This window comes from Bordetella genomosp. 13, assembly GCF_007679965.1.
In the GTDB taxonomy this organism is placed as follows: Bacteria; Pseudomonadota; Gammaproteobacteria; order Burkholderiales; family Burkholderiaceae_B; genus Bordetella.
Genome location: NZ_VEHL01000002.1, coordinates 348,548 through 361,811, shown reverse-complemented (window position 1 = coordinate 361,811; position 13,264 = coordinate 348,548). Strand labels below are relative to the sequence as shown.

Below are 13,264 nucleotides of genomic sequence, written 5' to 3'. Positions count from 1 at the left end.
CACGGGGCGCCGTGCCCATTACGGAGTCTCCCATGCTGTACATGGTGCAAATGCAGGTCAACCTGCCCCCCGACATGCCCGCCGAGCGCGCGGACCGCCTGAAGGCCGACGAGAAGGCCCTGGCCCAGACGCTGCAGCGCGAAGGCAAATGGGTCCACCTGTGGCGCGTGGCCGGCCGCTATGCCAACGTCAGCGTGTTCGACGTGGCCGACCACGACGAACTGAACACCCTGCTGTTCTCGCTGCCGCTCTTTCCCTACATGGACGTCGAGGTGACCGCCCTGGCGCGCCACCCGTCGGCCATCTGACCACGAGGCCCGCCATGCCCTACATCATCGAAACCTTCGACAAGCCCAACCACCAGGCCGTGCGCCAGCAGCACCGCCCCGAGCACCTGAAGTTCCTGGACGAACACAAGCACCTGCTGCTGGCCACCGGCGCCAAGCTGAACGACGACGGCAGCGACGCCGGCGGCGGCCTGTACGTGGTGGCGCTGGACACGCGCGAGGAAGCGGAACGCTTCATCGCCGCCGACCCGTTCCACAAGGCCGACCTGTTCGAGCGCGTCACGCTGACGCGCTGGCGCAAGGCCTACGTCGACGGCAAGTCGTACCTGTAGGACAGTGGCGGCACGCCGTTTCGGCCGCCGTGCCGGCAGACGGCGCGGCGCATGCCCTTTTCATCCACGCGGGCGCCACGCTTCGCCCATGCACCACGCGAGTTTTCCCTTCATGCCCTACGCCAAACTCAGCCAGGCCACGCTGTATTACGTGGTCGACGGCCCCGACGACGCACCCGCCCTGGTGCTGTCCAATTCGCTGGGATCCAGCGCCGACATGTGGTCGCAGCAGGTGCCCGCCTTCGCCCGCCACTTCCGCGTGCTGCGCTACGACACGCGCGGCCACGGCCGCTCCTCGGTGCCCGATGGCGAGTACCGCTTCGACCGACTTGCCGAGGACGTGCGCGAGCTGATGGACCACGTCGGCATCGAACGCGCGCATTTCTGCGGCCTGTCGATGGGCGGGCCCACCGGCATGACGCTGGCGCTTGCGCATCCGCAGCGCGTGGATCGCCTGGTGCTGTGCAATACCGCCGCGCGCCTGGGCTCGGTCGACAGCTGGAGCACCCGCATGGCGGCCGTGGCGCGGGACACCGTGTCGGCCATGGCGCCCACGCTGGTCGAGCGCTGGCTGACGCCCGCCTACCGCAACGCGCAGCCCGGCCTGACGCAGGTGCTGACCGACATGCTGCGCCGCACGCCCGACGCCGGCTACATCGCCAACTGCGCCGCGCTGCGCGACAACGACCTGCGCGAAAAGGCGCGGGCCATCCGCGCGCGCACGCTGGTCATCGGCAGCACGCACGACGTGGCCGCCACGCCGCAGCAAGGGCGCGAGCTGGCCGAGGCCATTCCCGGCGCGCGCTACCTGGAACTGGACACCTCGCACATCTCGAACTGGGAACAGCCCGACGCCTTCACGCGCGCCGTGCTCGACTTCCTGCAGGAGGACTGACCGCCATGCAACGCTGGAAGCAACGTCCGGAGGGCTCGAACTGGGGCGATTTCGGGCCGGACGACCAACTGGGCCGGCTGAACCTCATCCAGGAAACGCAGGTGCTGAACGGCGCGCGCGAGATCCGCGCGGGCAGGACCTTCTGCCTGTCGCTGCCGCTGAACCTGCCGGGCGGCAACGTGCTGAACCCGCGCCGCCATCCGCCGCAGCTCAGCCCCACCCGCTTGCAGGACACGCCCTACCTGAACTTTCCGCTGCGCAATCTGAACCCCGACGCGGTGGACGTGCTCAGCGACGATCAGGTGCTGCTTTCCACGCAGTATTCGACGCAATGGGATTCTCTGGCGCACGTGGGCGCGCTGTTCGACGCCGACGGCGACGGCAAGCCCGAGCTGTGCTACTACAACGGCTTTCGCGCTGGCGTGGACGTGGTAGGCCCCGCCGACGGCGACCATACCGGCTGCGGCTGCAACAGCGGCGGCCCGTCGGCGGCGCTGCGCCTGGGCGTGGAGAACCTGGCCGAGAAAGGCATGCAGGGCCGCGGCGTGCTGGTCGACCTGGCGCGCCATTTCGGCACCGGCCGCACGATGATCGGCCTGCGCGAACTGCGCCAGGCCATGGACGCGGACGGCATCGAGGTCGAGTCCGGCGACATGCTGCTGCTGCGCACGGGCTACGCGGAGAAGCTGGTCGAGATGAACGGCAAGCCCGACGGCGACGTGCTGCACCAGTACGGCGCCGCGCTGGACGGCACCGACGCCGGCCTGCTGCAATGGATCACCGACAGCGGCATCGCGGCGCTGTGCGCGGACAACTACGCGGTGGAAGCCTATCCCTCGCGCGCCACCACCGGGCAGCGTCCGATGCTGCCGCTGCACCATCACTGCCTGTTCAAGCTGGGCCTGCCGCTGGCCGAACTCTGGTACATGAAGGACCTGGCCGACTGGCTGCATGCCAACGGCCGGCACCGCTTCATGCTGACCGCGCCTCCGCTGCGGCTGCCGCACGCCATCGGTTCGCCCGCCACGCCGATCGCCACGGTATAGGCGGGCGCGCCGCGCGGGAACATCCGCGCCCCGCGCAGGTGGAGCACGCGCGGTCCGGCACCTTTACGGCGCCTATACGGCACCGCGGGCCGGGCGCGACGCGCCATAAACAAACCGACACGACTGCGCACCGCGTTGTCACAGCTGCCGGCTTATCGTGAAGGGCCCCGGCGCCCCGCGCGCTGCTTCCGGAGATGCCCATGAAAACGCGATTCGCCGCCTTGCTGCTGGCCCTGGCCGCCGGCTCCGCCACGGCCCAGAGCCTGTCCTATGGCGTCTCGGTGTCGAACCTGCAAGCCACCCGCGACACCACGATGGGCCAGACCACCATCACCGGCACGGTCACCAACAACGGCGACCGCCTGCTGCCCGCGCCGTCCATCGTCTTCGCGCTGTACGACGCCAACGGCGCCGAGATCGGCCGTGTCGCCCAGCGCGCCGAGGCCCCGCTGCCGCCGGGCGCCTCTTGGGAACTGCTGGCGACCACGCCGCAGAGCTTCAGCCGGTTCACCGCGGTGGACGTCAAGGCCGAGTAGGCGCGCCTCGCGCCCGCGTACGGAGGCAGCGCCCGCGCGCTGCGCCATGGCATAGGGGAGCGCGACGTGCCGGGCGTCCCGCGCCGTCAGGTCTTGGTGCTGAGGCAATCCTTCATGAAGATCTTGCGCTTGTCGCCCATCAGCGACTGCGCGGTGGCCTGCGCGTTGCAGTCCTTCATGCGCTGCTGCTGCGGCGTCACGGTGGCCGCCGGCGCCTCGCCCTTCAGGCAGCTCTTCATGTAGGCCTTGCGTTCGTCGCCCTTCTTGTCCGCGGCGGCCTTGTTGCAGTCGGCCATGCGCTGCTGCTGCGGCGTGGGCGTCTTGGCGGGCGTGGGGGTGGCCTGTTGCGCCCAGGCAGGCGCGGCGCAGAACACCGCCAGCAGGGCGGCGACCGTCAGTTCACGGGTCGGAAAAGCCATGGCATCCTCCTGGGCGCGCCCCGTCCGGGCGGAATGCACGGACTGGCCGGGCTGGCGCATGCGCGGCCCGCGGGCCGGCGAACCATCATCCGGCAAAAGCGCCGGCAGGCGCAAGCCTGGAAAACTGTCTTAAACCTGAAATGCCAGGCGGGCGGTAGTCGGGCCGATATGGGAAAATCCAGGGTGCCCACGCGCCGCACCGCCCCCGCCGGGGCCCACGCGACGGCGCCGGACGCGCCAAAACAAGGAAGAAACCATGTTTCCCAAAAGACTCACCGAAGGCTACCAGTCGTTCCTGCAGGGCCGCTTTCCCGGCGAAAGCAGCCGCTACCAGGCCCTGGGCGAAACCGGCCAAAATCCCGAAACGCTGATCATCGGCTGTTGCGACTCGCGCGTATCGCCGGAAGTCATCTTCGACGTCGGTCCTGGCGAACTGTTCGTCATCCGCAACGTGGCCAACCTGGTTCCCCCGGCCGAGACCGATTCGGAATCGTCGTACCACGGCACCAGCGCGGCCATCGAGTTCGCGGTCAACGGCCTGAAGGTCAAGAACATCGTGGTGCTGGGCCATGCCTCGTGCGGCGGCATCCGCGCGTTCTACGACGACGCCGAACCGCTGTCCAAGATGGACTTCATCGGCAAGTGGATGTCGCAGATCAGCCCCGTGGCAGACCGCCTGGGGCCCTCCACCGGCGACCGCAACGCCGACCTGAAGCGCCTGGAGCTGGCCGTCATCGAGCAGAGCCTGGCCAACCTGCTGACCTTCCCGTCCATCCGCCGCCGCGTCGACGCCGGCGAACTGGTGCTGCACGGCGCCTACTTCGGCGTGGCCACGGGCGTGCTGTTCGTGCGCGACCCGGCCTCGGGGCAGTTCGCCCCCTGCGTGGAAAATCCCGCCGGCTGACGCCGGCGTGGAGGGCCCGGACCGGACGGCCCGGCCCGGACAACCTAATCCCTGCCCATCCGCCTGGACTGCTGCCGGTTCAGGCGCGCGGCCTCTTCCTCGGCGTACTCGCGCTCGTCCGGCTCGTACTGGCCCTCATACATGCAACTGCTGCGCCACCAGCTGCAATCGCTGCTGCGGCTCGGCTCCTCGGGCCTGCTCGACGAACAGCCCGCGAGGGTGGCTGCCAGCAGCAGCGCGGCGCCCAGTTGACCCATGGTGTGAAGCGACATCTGTACAGCCCCTGCAAAAGACACTACCTGTCGTTTATAGCACCCGCCTTGGCCGCCCCCTTGGCAACCGGCCCGTCCGGGCGGGCGCGCCGCGGGCGCCAAGACGCCCGCGTCGTCACGGCGCCTTCACAACCGGACGCTCCTTCCTTATTACCAGAAAGACTTAGACCCGCCGCCTTGTCTGCTGTTACGGTTATGAGAACCCGCAGACCGCGCCGCATTCTTCCTACAATGCCCGCGGCACGGCGGCAGGACGCCCCACCGTCCTGCTTCGCCCACAACAGATTCCAACGCAACAGACAACCATCATGTATGTCTACGATCCAGTCGACCAGCAACTGGTCGACGAGCGCGTGGCGCAGTTCACCGACCAGACGCGCCGGTTCCTCGACGGCCAACTGACCGAAGACGAATTCCGCGTGCTGCGCCTGCAGAACGGCCTGTACGTGCAACGCCATGCGCCCATGCTGCGCGTGGCCATCCCCTACGGCATGCTGGCCGCGCGCCAGCTGCGCACGCTGGCCCACATCGCCCGCACCTGGGACCGCGGCTACGGCCACTTCTCCACGCGCCAGAACATCCAGTTCAATTGGCCGCGCCTGGAAGACGTGCCCGCCATCCTGGCCGAGCTGGCCAAGGTGCAGATGCACGCCATCCAGACCAGCGGCAACTGCATCCGAAACACCACCACCGATCACTTCGCCGGCATCGCGCCCGACGAGCTGATCAACCCGCTGGTATGGTGCGAGATCATCCGCCAGTGGTCCACGCTGCACCCCGAATTCGCCTTCCTGCCACGCAAGTTCAAGATCGCCGTCAGCGGCGCCGTCGAGGACCGCGCCGCCGTGGGCGTGCATGACATCGGCCTGCAGGCCGTCGAGCGCGACGGCAAGATGGGCTTTCGCGTGTGGATCGGCGGCGGTCTGGGCCGCACGCCCATGGTCGGCCACCTGATCAACCCGTTCGTCGAATGGCAGCACCTGCTGACCTACCTGCAGGCCGCGCTGCGCGTGTACAACCTGCACGGCCGCCGCGACAACAAGTACAAGGCGCGCATCAAGATCCTGGTGAAGGACCTGACGCCCGAGGTGTACGCCCAGCAGGTCGACGAAGAATGGCAGCGCATCAAGGACGGCCCCGACACGATCACGCAGCAGTTCGTCGACACCATTGCCAGCCGCTTCACGTGGCCGCAGTACGATGCGAAGGCCGCTGACGACGCCGACACCACGGCCGAGCAGGCCGCGCTGAACCCGGCCTTCGCGCACTGGCTGCGCCGCAACGTGAAGGATCACAAGATGGCCGGCTACGCCGCCGTCACCGTGTCGCTCAAGCCCACCGGCGTGCCGCCGGGCGACATCACGGCCGACCAGATGGACGCCGTGGCCGACCTGTCCGAACGCTATGGCTTCGGCGAACTGCGCGTCTCGCACGAGCAGAACCTGATCCTGGCCGACGTGCGCCGCTCGCAGCTGCACGAACTGTGGCAGGAGCTGCGCGCGCTGGGCCTGGCCACCGCCAACATCGGCCTCTTGACCAATATCATCGCCTGTCCGGGCGGAGACTTCTGCGCGCTGGCCAACGCCGTCTCCATTCCCGTGGCCGAGGCCATCCAGCGCCGCTTCGACGACCTCGACTATCTGTTCGAGATCGGCGAGCTGGACCTGAACATCTCCGGCTGCATCAACGCCTGCGGCCACCATCACGTGGGCCACATCGGCATCCTGGGCGTCGACAAGGCCGGCGAGGAGTGGTATCAGGTCACCATCGGCGGCCGCCAGAACGGCGCGGCCAAGCCGCTGCCCGACCTGGAATCGCTGCGCGGCGGCGGCGCCGCCATCGGCCGCATCATCGGCCCCTCGTTCGCGCGCGACACCGTGCCGGTCGTGGTGGATCGCCTGATCCGCACCTATCTGAGCCTGCGCGACAGCGACGAGGAACGCTTCATCGACGTGGTCGACCGCCTCGGCATCGATCCATTCAAGAAGGACGTGTACAGCGATCCGGATATCGTCAAGCCCGAGAAGGAGACCGCGGATGCCTGACGCCACCCTGGACCTGAGCGTTCCTCACCTGATCCGCAACGGCGAGCTGCAAGCCAACGACTGGCGCGAGTACGCGCCCGCCGAAGGTGAAGAGACGGCCTCCGCCGTCCCCGCCGACGAGCCCCACTGGATCGTGACGCTGGCCACCTGGAAGGCCGAGCGCGACGTGCTGCGCGCGCGCCGCAATCCGGTTGGCGTGCTGCTGCCGCCGGACGCCGACCTGGCCGACCTGCTGGGCGGCGACACCGGGACGCTGGACACCACCGGCATCGCGCTGATCGCCGTCGAGTTCCCGGCCTATACCGACGGCCGCGGCTATTCGCTGGCGCAGCTGCTGCGCACGCGCCATGGCTACACCGGCGAACTGCGCGCGGTAGGCGACGTGATGATCGACACCATCCACTACCAGGCGCGCGTGGGCTTCGACAGCTTCCTGGTCAAGGCCGGCCACGATCCGTACAAGGCATTGGCCGCCTTCAAGACCTTCAGCGTGCACTACCAGAAGACGTATCTGGTGCCGGCCTGACGAATGCACGGCCGATGCCCGGCCTGGCGACAGGGCCAGCCTGGCAAGGCCGCGGGCGATCCTCCGCACAACGGCGCGCGAACCCTCGCGCGCCGTTTTTCATTCGCCCCGGTCTGAATCACACCTGCGCGCGCTCGTACACGTGCGCGGCCCACGCGGCCCTCGTCGCGGCCCCGGCCGCGCTCAACCCAGCGTGATCTTCGCGTCCTGGATCAGTCCGGCCCACTTCTTCTGCTCGGCCGCCAGATATTGCCGCGCGTGCTCCGCGGTGCCGCCCATCGGCTGGCTGCCCTCGCTGGCCAGGTACTGCTTCGTGGCCGGGCTGGCCAGCACCTTTTCCATCACCGCGTTCAGCTTGTCCACCACGTCCCTGGGCGTGTTGGCCGGCGCCACCAGGACCTTCCAGTCCAGCGCCTCGAAGCCCGGAAAGCCGGACTCGGCCACGGTGGGCACGTCCGGCAGGATCGCCAGGCGCTCGCCCGAGGTCACCGCCAGCGCGCGCAGCACCTTGCCGCGTATCATTTCCTGCACGGCGGGCGCCGTGGAGAACATATAGTCGGTGTTCTTGCCCAGCAGGTCGTTCAGGGCCGGCGCGGCGCCCTTGTACGGCACGTTCAGCACCTTGAACTTCGCGTCGTAGGCCAGCAATTCGCCGGCCAGGTGGCCCACCGTGCCGGTGCCCGCCAGCGCCTGCTTCACCTCGCCTGGCTTCGCCTTCGCGGCCTTCACCACGTCCTGCACCGACTGCCACGGCGAATCCGCGCGCACCACCAGGATGACGGGCAACGAGGCCACCAGCGCCACCGGCGTGAAGTCCTTGGCCGCGTCGAACGGCATGTTGGGCAGCAGCGCCGGATTGATGGCCAGGTTGGCCGTCTGGCCCATGCCCAGCATGTAGCCGTCGGGCTGCGCGCGCGCCACCTGGTCCAGCCCGATGTTGCCGCCCGCGCCGGGGCGGTTCTCGACCACCACGCTCCACCCCGCTTCGGCCGCCATCTTCTCGGCCGTCAGGCGCGCCATCGCATCCGTGCCGCCGCCCGGCGTGTAGGGCACCACCAGGCGGATGGGCCGCTTGCCCGGAAAATCGGACGACTGCGCAAGGGCCTGCGTCCAGGCGGGCAAGGCGCCCGACGCCAGCGCGGCGCCCAGCAATTGCCGGCGAGTGAGGGAAATCATGATGTGCTGTCTCCTTGTGTGATTTGTCTTGCCTTCAGGGATTCGATGTCCGCGTCGGCATAGCCCGCCTGCCGCAACAGCGCCTCGGTGTGCTCGCCGATGCGCGGCGGCTGCAGGCGGACGGGGGGCTGGGCGCCGCCCAGCGTGAACGGCGCCAGCGGCACGCGCGACGTGCTGCCGTCGTTCATGCGTATCGGCGCCAGGCCGCCGGTGGCGGCCAGATGGGGGTCGTCGAACAATTCCTCGGGGCGCGTGATGGGCGCGAACGGCAGGCCCTCGGCCTCGAACACCCGCGCCAGTTCGGCGGCGCTGCGCGAGGCCAGCCGGCTGCGCAGCTCGGGCATCATCCACTCGCGTGCCTGCACGCGGTCGTTGTTGGTGGCCAGGCGCGCGTCGGCCAGCAGGTCGTCCATGCCGAAGGCGCGGCAGAAGATGCGCCATTGCTTGTCGCTGACCACCGCCAGGAAGATCTGCTGGCCGTCCTGCACCGTGAACACGTCGTACACGGCCCAAGCGGCCACGCGGCTGGGCATGGGCGCGGGCGCGCGCCCCGTGGCGGCGTACTGCAGCATGTGCTGGCCCATCAGGAACACGTTGTTCTCGAACAGCGAGGCCTCGACGTACGTGCCCTCGCCCGTCTTCTCGCGCTGGGCCAGCGCGGCCATCACGCCGATGGCGCCGAACATGCCGCCCATGATGTCGTTGACGCTGGTGCCCGCGCGCACGGGATCGCCGGGACGGCCGGTCATGTAGGCCAGGCCGCCCATCATCTGCACCACCTCGTCCAGCGCCGTGCGGTTGTCGTACGGGCCCGCCAGGAAGCCCTTGTGGCTGACGTAGATCAGGCGCGGGTTGCGGGCTTTCAGCGTCTCGTAGCCCAGGCCCAGCTTGTCCATCACGCCGCTCTTGAAGTTCTCGCTGACGATGTCGGCGGTGTCGATCAGCCGCAACGCCGCCTGCACGCCATCCGGCTGCTTCAGGTCAAGCACCACGCTTTTCTTGTTGCGGTTGAACATGGGGAAGAAGCCCGAGCCCGACCCCAGCAGCCGGCGCGTGCTGTCGCCGCCGACCGGCTCGATCTTGATGACCTCGGCGCCCAGGTCGCCCAGCAGCATGCCGCAGGTCGGCCCCATGACCATGTGAGTGAATTCGATGACTCGGATGCCCTCGTAGGGCAAGGGATTGGCAGCGGACATTGGCTTTTTTCTACAGACGGATCGGTGAAACGGCACACGCCTGGAGGCGCGCGTGCGATGAGGGACTGGCGGAGTACCTGGCCCGGGCCCGCGCGCGGCGGCGCCGCGAAGCAGGCATGGGCGCGGGCGGCCGGGGCATTGCGCTCGGCGAGCGCGGCCCTGCCTGCGCTTCCCGCCGCGGCCTTACGCCGCCTGCGCGAAGCCCTTGGGCAGGCCGGCATCCGGCGTCATGCCGTACAGCGGCTCGCCCGGCAATCCGGCGGCCAGCGGCGCGCGCGCGGCCACGATGCGGTCCAGGTCGATGCCGGTGCGCACGCCCATGGCCTCGAACATGAACACCAGGTCTTCCGTGACCACATTGCCCGAGGCGCCCGGCGCATACGGGCAGCCGCCCAGCCCGCCCAGCGAGCTGTCGAAGGTGCGCACGCCCTCGTCCCACGCGGCCAGGCAATTGGCCAGCCCCAGGCCGCGCGTGTTGTGCATGTGCGCGGCGCCGGCGTGCGTGCCGATCTCCTGCCGCAGGCGGCGGAACAAGCGGCGCACCTGCGCAGGATTCGCATAGCCCACCGTGTCGGACAGGCCCGATTCATCGGCGCCGGCCTCGATGCAGGCGGCCGCCAGCCGGATGACGTCGTCCTCGTCCACCTCGCCCTGCAGCGTGCAGCCGAACGCCGTGGAAATGCCGGCCTCGATCTTCACCCCGGGTGCGATCTCGTCGCGCAGCTGCACGATGGCGCGCACCTCGTCGACCATTTCCATGGGCGTCTTGCGCACGTTGGCCAGGCTGTGCGCATGGCTGGCCGAGACCGGCATGGTCAGCTTGTGCACGCCCGCGCGCAGCGCGTTCTCCGCGCCGCGGCGATTGGGCACCAGCGCCATCACGGTCAGGCCGGGGTGGCGCAGCGCGTGCCGCACCACCTCGGCGGCGTCGGCCATCTGCGGGAGCAGCCTGGGCGGCACGAACGAAGCCACCTCGATCTCGCGCACGCCGGCGGCCACAAGGGCGTCGATCCAGCGCGTCTTGGCATCGGTGGGCATGGTGGCGGCCACGGACTGCAGGCCGTCGCGGGGGCCGACCTCGCTGATGAGGACGTCGGGAGAAGCTGGGGTCACGATGTCTCGCTCCATTGGAGTTTATTCTGTAAGATAGAACAAAATTCTTTCTTATGAAATAGATTTTGCTCCCGATGGTTGTGCGGTGTCAACGCGCGGTGTTGGCGAGGCGACGCGGCGAACGCTGTCCCCACGGCGGCGGCCGCTTCCTCGACAGGTAACGCATAGCCGCCCCGTGGATGTCGTCCGCCCGCCCGGCAGGCCCTCGCCGCATAAAATCCAGGGCTCATCAGGCGCTTCCAGCGCCCGCCTTCAAGGGACCCGATGCCGAAGAAAGCCTCCACCGAATCCGTCGCCGACGCGGCCGCAGCGCCCGGCGGCGTGGCGGCGGTCGATCGCGCGCTCAGCCTGATCGGCGCGTTCCGGCCCGGCGATGCCTCGTTGGGACTGGCCGACCTGGCCGAGCGCACGCGCCTGTACAAGAGCACCGTGCTGCGCCTGCTGGCGTCTCTGGAGCACGCGCGCTGGATCCAGCGGCTGGACGACGGCCGCTATGCGCTGGGATCGGAAATCGCGCGCGTGCACGCGCTGTACGCGGCCGCATTCTCGCTGGAACACGTGGTGGTGCCGGTGCTGCGCGACCTGGTGGCCGCCACCGGCGAAAGCGCCGCCTATCACGTGCGCCAGGGCGACGCGCGGCTATGCCTGTACCGGGTGGACTCGCCCAGCCCGATCCGCGACTTCATCAAGGCGGGCGACCTGCTGCCGCTGGACCGCGGCACCGGCGGCCGCGTGCTGACGGCGTACGACCCCGTGCTGGGGCACGTCGACGGCCCGGATGGCGAGCTGTACGCACGCATCCGCGCCGATGGCTACTTCGCCGCCGTGGGCGACCGCCTGGCGGAAGTCGCGGGCATCACCGTGCCGGTGCTGCGCGATGACGGCACCATCGCGGCGGCCGTCACGCTGACGGCGCCGGCGCATCGCTACAAGGCGGAGAACCTGAAGGCCGTGCAGGCGGCGGCGCAGAAATTGCGGGGGTTGGTGGGGTAAGCAGTACGACCGCCAGGTCGGCGAAAGGCAGGCCGGACGGGCTCCGGGTTTGTCCGAAGTGTCGTCATTGCCTATTGTATTATTATCCGTACATTACCTCATTAGCTGCGAACCAGCGGCTTCACTCCCCCTACGGAAATACAGGCATGGACACCACCGAAGTGAAGGAAATCGTCGACCGCTGGATGATCCCCACGGCCAAAGGCGCCTATATGGCCGGCCTGGAAAGCCGCCCGGTCATCGCCCGCGCGAAGGGCATCGAAGTGTTCGACACGCAGGGCCGCCGCTACCTCGACTTCGGCTCGGGCCAGATGGCCGCCGCGCTGGGCCACAACCACCCGCTGTACGTCGAGGCGGTCAAGCGCAACCTGGAAACCATCAGCCATTCGACCAAGACTTTCCTCAACGTCGACCGCTTGGCCCTGCACCGCCGCCTGGGCGAGGTGCTGAACGCGCCCCTGCAGAAATCGCTGTTCCTGGTCAGCGGCAGCGACGCCGTGGAGGCCGCCGTCGACATGGCCCGCAAGGTCACGGGCGGCACCGACGTGCTGGGCATGAACATGGGCCTGCACGGCTCCACGTCGTTCGTCACGCGCTCGCTGTCGTTCGGCTGGAACCGCGGCAAGCACGGGCTGGCGGCGCAGGCCACCTCGTCGATGATGGCGCCCTACGGCTACCGCTGCCCGTTCCGGGGTTGCGGATGCATCAGCGGCCAGGGCGACTTCCTCTGCATGAAGACCAGCTTCGACCTGGCGCTCAGCAACTTCACCGGCAGGCCGGCCGCCTTCATCATGGAGCCCATCCTCAGCGCGGGCGGCATCATCGTCCCTCCCCCCGGCTACGTGAAGGCGCTGCGCGACCTGTGCCGCCAATACGGCATGCTGTTCATCATGGACGAGTCGCAGACCGGCCTGGGCAAGACCGGCCGCATGTGGGGCCACCAGCACGAAGACATCGTCCCCGACATCATCACCGTGTCCAAGCACTTCGGCGCGGGCCTGCCCGTCAGCGCGGTGTGCACCACCGCCGAGATCGCCGACCGCGCGGCCGCAAACGGCTACTTCGCCACGCGTTCGCATGCCTGCGACCCGATCACCTGCGCGGCCGGCGTGGCCAGCATCGACATCATCGAACAGGACGGCCTGGTCGAGCGCGCGAGCCTCATCGACGCCCAGCTCAAGGAACGCCTGTCGGCCATGGCCAGGCAGATCGACATGATCGGCGACATCCGTGGCCGCGGGGTGCTGTACGGCGTGGAACTGGTCACCGACCGCACGACGCGCGAGCCGGCCAACGCCGCCGCCAAGGCAGTGGTGCAGGCCTGCCAGGACCAGGGCCTGATCGTGCAGGCGCGCGGCAGCCAGGGCCGCATGAACGTGATCCGGCTGGTGCCGCCGATGGTGACCACGGACGCCGAACTCCAGGAGGGCATGGACATCCTGGAGCACGTTCTCGAACAGGTGGCGCAATCGGCCGCCGCGAAGGAGACCGCCGCCGCATGACGCCAACCGCCGCGGCGCTCAG

Annotated in this window: 15 protein-coding genes; 10 read left to right on the top strand and 5 right to left on the bottom strand. The window is 69.0% G+C overall.

The features are described 5' to 3' along the window. Positions 1-32: 32 nt before the first annotated feature. The 5 genes from catC (at position 33) to FS845_RS07535 (ending at position 3,096) form a co-directional block, all read left to right on the top strand. Complete coding sequence (catC, locus tag FS845_RS07555; RefSeq protein ID WP_144632164.1) at positions 33-308, top strand: muconolactone Delta-isomerase; 276 nt, start codon at positions 33-35, stop codon at positions 306-308. Between the two features lie 14 nt (positions 309-322). Then, entirely contained in the window at positions 323-619 is a 297-nt protein-coding gene (locus tag FS845_RS07550; protein ID WP_144632161.1) for a YciI family protein, read from the top strand. Between the two features lie 112 nt (positions 620-731). Continuing rightward, the gene (pcaD, locus tag FS845_RS07545) at positions 732-1,514 is read left to right on the top strand and encodes a 3-oxoadipate enol-lactonase (RefSeq protein WP_144632820.1); all 783 of its coding nucleotides are present in this window, start codon (positions 732-734) and stop codon (positions 1,512-1,514) included. Between the two features lie 5 nt (positions 1,515-1,519). Then, the gene (locus FS845_RS07540; protein ID WP_186332200.1) at positions 1,520-2,560 is read left to right on the top strand and encodes a cyclase family protein; all 1,041 of its coding nucleotides are present in this window, start codon (positions 1,520-1,522) and stop codon (positions 2,558-2,560) included. Between the two features lie 200 nt (positions 2,561-2,760). After that, positions 2,761-3,096, top strand: coding sequence for an FxLYD domain-containing protein (locus tag FS845_RS07535; protein ID WP_144632157.1), 336 nt, complete (start codon positions 2,761-2,763; stop codon positions 3,094-3,096). 86 nt (positions 3,097-3,182) lie between these two features. Here FS845_RS07535 and FS845_RS07530 read toward each other — a convergent pair whose 3' ends face one another. Further along, positions 3,183-3,515 (bottom strand): PsiF family protein, encoded by a 333-nt coding sequence (locus tag FS845_RS07530; RefSeq protein WP_144632154.1) that lies wholly within the window; start codon positions 3,513-3,515, stop codon positions 3,183-3,185. A gap of 256 nt (positions 3,516-3,771) precedes the next feature. On the opposite strand from FS845_RS07530, the gene FS845_RS07525 reads away from it, so the two are divergent. Continuing rightward, positions 3,772-4,419 (top strand): carbonic anhydrase, encoded by a 648-nt coding sequence (locus tag FS845_RS07525; protein ID WP_144632151.1) that lies wholly within the window; start codon positions 3,772-3,774, stop codon positions 4,417-4,419. A gap of 44 nt (positions 4,420-4,463) precedes the next feature. Here FS845_RS07525 and FS845_RS07520 read toward each other — a convergent pair whose 3' ends face one another. Beyond that, positions 4,464-4,691: a hypothetical protein gene (locus FS845_RS07520; protein WP_144632148.1), complete on the bottom strand. Its 228-nt coding sequence runs from the start codon at positions 4,689-4,691 to the stop codon at positions 4,464-4,466. A 308-nt stretch (positions 4,692-4,999) separates the two neighbouring features. Between FS845_RS07520 and FS845_RS07515 the strand changes: the two genes are divergently transcribed. Beyond that, a complete protein-coding gene (locus FS845_RS07515) occupies positions 5,000-6,736 on the top strand; it encodes a nitrite/sulfite reductase (RefSeq protein WP_144632145.1) in 1,737 nt (578 codons plus the stop codon). Continuing rightward, positions 6,729-7,262 carry a DUF934 domain-containing protein gene (locus FS845_RS07510; protein WP_144632142.1) on the top strand — a complete coding sequence of 178 codons (534 nt, stop codon included), beginning with the start codon at positions 6,729-6,731 and terminating at the stop codon, positions 7,260-7,262. The genes FS845_RS07515 and FS845_RS07510 overlap by 8 nt, the downstream gene beginning before the upstream one ends. A gap of 183 nt (positions 7,263-7,445) precedes the next feature. Here FS845_RS07510 and FS845_RS07505 read toward each other — a convergent pair whose 3' ends face one another. The 3 genes from FS845_RS07505 to FS845_RS07495 form a co-directional block, all read right to left on the bottom strand. Continuing rightward, on the bottom strand, positions 7,446-8,438 hold the full coding sequence (locus FS845_RS07505; RefSeq protein WP_144632139.1) for a Bug family tripartite tricarboxylate transporter substrate binding protein: 993 nt from the start codon (positions 8,436-8,438) through the stop codon (positions 7,446-7,448). Continuing rightward, positions 8,435-9,634 (bottom strand): CaiB/BaiF CoA transferase family protein, encoded by a 1,200-nt coding sequence (locus FS845_RS07500; RefSeq protein WP_144632136.1) that lies wholly within the window; start codon positions 9,632-9,634, stop codon positions 8,435-8,437. Before FS845_RS07500 ends, FS845_RS07505 begins: the two co-directional genes overlap by 4 nt. 183 nt (positions 9,635-9,817) lie before the next feature. Continuing rightward, a complete protein-coding gene (locus FS845_RS07495; RefSeq protein ID WP_144632133.1) occupies positions 9,818-10,747 on the bottom strand; it encodes a hydroxymethylglutaryl-CoA lyase in 930 nt (309 codons plus the stop codon). Between the two features lie 264 nt (positions 10,748-11,011). Between FS845_RS07495 and FS845_RS07490 the strand changes: the two genes are divergently transcribed. Both FS845_RS07490 and FS845_RS07485 read left to right on the top strand, forming a co-directional pair. Further along, positions 11,012-11,740 carry an IclR family transcriptional regulator gene (locus FS845_RS07490; RefSeq protein ID WP_144632129.1) on the top strand — a complete coding sequence of 243 codons (729 nt, stop codon included), beginning with the start codon at positions 11,012-11,014 and terminating at the stop codon, positions 11,738-11,740. Between the two features lie 146 nt (positions 11,741-11,886). Continuing rightward, positions 11,887-13,242: an aspartate aminotransferase family protein gene (locus FS845_RS07485; RefSeq protein ID WP_144632126.1), complete on the top strand. Its 1,356-nt coding sequence runs from the start codon at positions 11,887-11,889 to the stop codon at positions 13,240-13,242. Positions 13,243-13,264 lie beyond the last annotated feature (22 nt).

Excerpts from the sequence above, each read along its gene's own strand:
- catC (WP_144632164.1), top strand. The coding sequence starts at position 33 with ATGCTGTACATGGTGCAAATGCAGGTCAACCTGCCCCCCGACATGCCC.
- FS845_RS07550 (WP_144632161.1), top strand. The coding sequence starts at position 323 with ATGCCCTACATCATCGAAACCTTCGACAAGCCCAACCACCAGGCCGTG.
- pcaD (WP_144632820.1), top strand. The coding sequence starts at position 732 with ATGCCCTACGCCAAACTCAGCCAGGCCACGCTGTATTACGTGGTCGAC.
- FS845_RS07540 (WP_186332200.1), top strand. The coding sequence starts at position 1,520 with ATGCAACGCTGGAAGCAACGTCCGGAGGGCTCGAACTGGGGCGATTTC.
- FS845_RS07535 (WP_144632157.1), top strand. The coding sequence starts at position 2,761 with ATGAAAACGCGATTCGCCGCCTTGCTGCTGGCCCTGGCCGCCGGCTCC.
- FS845_RS07530 (WP_144632154.1), bottom strand. The coding sequence starts at position 3,515 with ATGGCTTTTCCGACCCGTGAACTGACGGTCGCCGCCCTGCTGGCGGTG.
- FS845_RS07525 (WP_144632151.1), top strand. The coding sequence starts at position 3,772 with ATGTTTCCCAAAAGACTCACCGAAGGCTACCAGTCGTTCCTGCAGGGC.
- FS845_RS07520 (WP_144632148.1), bottom strand. The coding sequence starts at position 4,691 with ATGTCGCTTCACACCATGGGTCAACTGGGCGCCGCGCTGCTGCTGGCA.
- FS845_RS07515 (WP_144632145.1), top strand. The coding sequence starts at position 5,000 with ATGTATGTCTACGATCCAGTCGACCAGCAACTGGTCGACGAGCGCGTG.
- FS845_RS07510 (WP_144632142.1), top strand. The coding sequence starts at position 6,729 with ATGCCTGACGCCACCCTGGACCTGAGCGTTCCTCACCTGATCCGCAAC.
- FS845_RS07505 (WP_144632139.1), bottom strand. The coding sequence starts at position 8,438 with ATGATTTCCCTCACTCGCCGGCAATTGCTGGGCGCCGCGCTGGCGTCG.
- FS845_RS07500 (WP_144632136.1), bottom strand. The coding sequence starts at position 9,634 with ATGTCCGCTGCCAATCCCTTGCCCTACGAGGGCATCCGAGTCATCGAA.
- FS845_RS07490 (WP_144632129.1), top strand. The coding sequence starts at position 11,012 with ATGCCGAAGAAAGCCTCCACCGAATCCGTCGCCGACGCGGCCGCAGCG.
- FS845_RS07485 (WP_144632126.1), top strand. The coding sequence starts at position 11,887 with ATGGACACCACCGAAGTGAAGGAAATCGTCGACCGCTGGATGATCCCC.